Genomic DNA, 1,760 nt, shown 5'->3' with positions numbered 1-1,760 from the left:
CATCATTGATTGCCACTCTCTGTACCTTTCCCCGGGGTTTGTGGACATCCACACTCACGGCTCGGGAGGATTTGACTACATGGACGGGACGGTCGAGGCCTTCGAGCAGGCAGCAAAAGCCCACCTGCGCTTTGGAGCTACGACCATCCTCCCCACCACCCTGGCATCCACGGACAAGCACCTCTATCAGACACTCGATGTGTTCAAGCAGGCAAGCAAGCTCACCGATGGCATGCCGCACCTGCCGGGCCTGCACCTGGAGGGGCCGTATTTCAGCCCCTTTGAGAAGGGAGCGATGGAGGAGAGGCACCTGCGCCTGCCCGATGAGCGGCACTACATGCCGGTGGTCGAGTACGCCGAGGGTCTGATCCGCCGCTGGTCGCTGGCCCCCGAGCTCGCGGGTTCGCTGGAAATGGCCGACCGGCTGGTGCCGATGGGCATCCATCTTTCGGCTGCGCACACTGCTGCTACTTATGAGCAGATGAGCGAGGCGTTCGACCACGGCATCAACCACCTGACGCACTTCTACTCGGCGATGTCCACTATTACAAGAAAGAACGGCTTCAGGATCCTGGGGGTAGTGGAGAGCGGCTATCTCATCGACGGGCTGACGCTGGAGGTGATAGCCGACGGCATGCACCTACCCCCGGCTCTGCTCAAGCTCGTGTACCAGGCCAAGAAGAGCGAACAGATCTGCGCCTGTACCGACAGCATGCGGGCGGCAGGTCTGCCCGAAGGGCCCTCCATCCTGGGCCCGATCGAGGGGGGGACGGCGGTGATTGTCGAGGACGGAATCGCCAAGATGCCGGACAAGACATGTTTTGCCGGCAGCGTTGCAACCTGCGACCGGATGGTGCGCACCCTGATGCGCGACGCCGACCTTCCGCTGTGGGAGGCGGTGCGTGCCTCCTCCTACCTGCCTGCCTTGTTCATGGGGCTTGGGGAGACCACCGGTTCGATACGGGTGGGCAAGCAGGCCGACCTCCTGGTCTTAGGCCGGGACATCACCGTCAAGCGGGTATTTGTATCAGGGAAGGAAGTGCTGTAGGGGCACCGACCAAACCAAGAACCATAGGAGAACGTATGAGCATTACCATTACGATTGCAGAGAATCCACAGGAGCTGGGTCTTCAGGCGGCCAGGAAGATAGCCGACCTGCTCAGGGAGGCGATAGAGGCCAAAGGTGAGGCGAGGATCATCCTTTCCACCGGTGCGAGCCAGTTCGAGACGATGGAGGCGCTGACGCAGGAGGATGTCGACTGGAGCAAAGTCGAAATGTTTCACCTGGACGAGTACGTCGCCCTGAGCGAGAGCCACATCGCGAGCTTCCGCAAGTACCTGAAGGAGCGCTTCGTCTCCAAGGTGAACCTCAAGGCAGCCTACTTCGTGAACGGGGAAGGCGACGTGCAGCAGAACATCGCCGCCTTGAGTGCAGAACTGCGCAGGAAGGTCGTGGACGTGGGGGTGATCGGCATCGGGGAGAACGGGCATATCGCCTTCAACGACCCTCCTGCCGACTTTGAAACCGATCTTGCCTACAAGGTGGTGGAGCTGGACGAACGGTGCAAGCAGCAACAGGTTGGGGAGGGCTGGTTCAAGGCCCTGAGGGATGTGCCGAAGCAGGCCATCACGATGTGCCCCCGCCAGATCATGGCCTGCAGGCATATCGTCTCCTCTGTGCCGCATGCTGTGAAGGCTGAAGCGGTGTACAACACCATCACCAGGCCCGTCGATCCGATGGTTCCGGCAACCCTGCTGAA

General features: G+C 61.0%; 2 protein-coding genes. Both read left to right on the top strand.

What is annotated here, in order from left to right; all coding sequences use genetic code 11:
- A partial coding sequence (nagA, locus tag B3F49_RS09345; protein WP_293910618.1) for an N-acetylglucosamine-6-phosphate deacetylase occupies positions 1-1,048 on the top strand: 1,048 nt, incomplete at its 5' end.
- Positions 1,049-1,083: 35 nt separating this feature from the next.
- A partial coding sequence (locus B3F49_RS09340; RefSeq protein ID WP_293910616.1) for a 6-phosphogluconolactonase occupies positions 1,084-1,760 on the top strand: 677 nt, incomplete at its 3' end.

It is taken from the genome of Sphaerochaeta sp. UBA5836 (assembly GCF_002432845.1).
GTDB lineage: Bacteria > Spirochaetota > Spirochaetia > Sphaerochaetales > Sphaerochaetaceae > Sphaerochaeta.
Note: the sequence above shows the minus strand (reverse complement) of the source record. Positions and strands in the feature narration are given on the sequence as shown.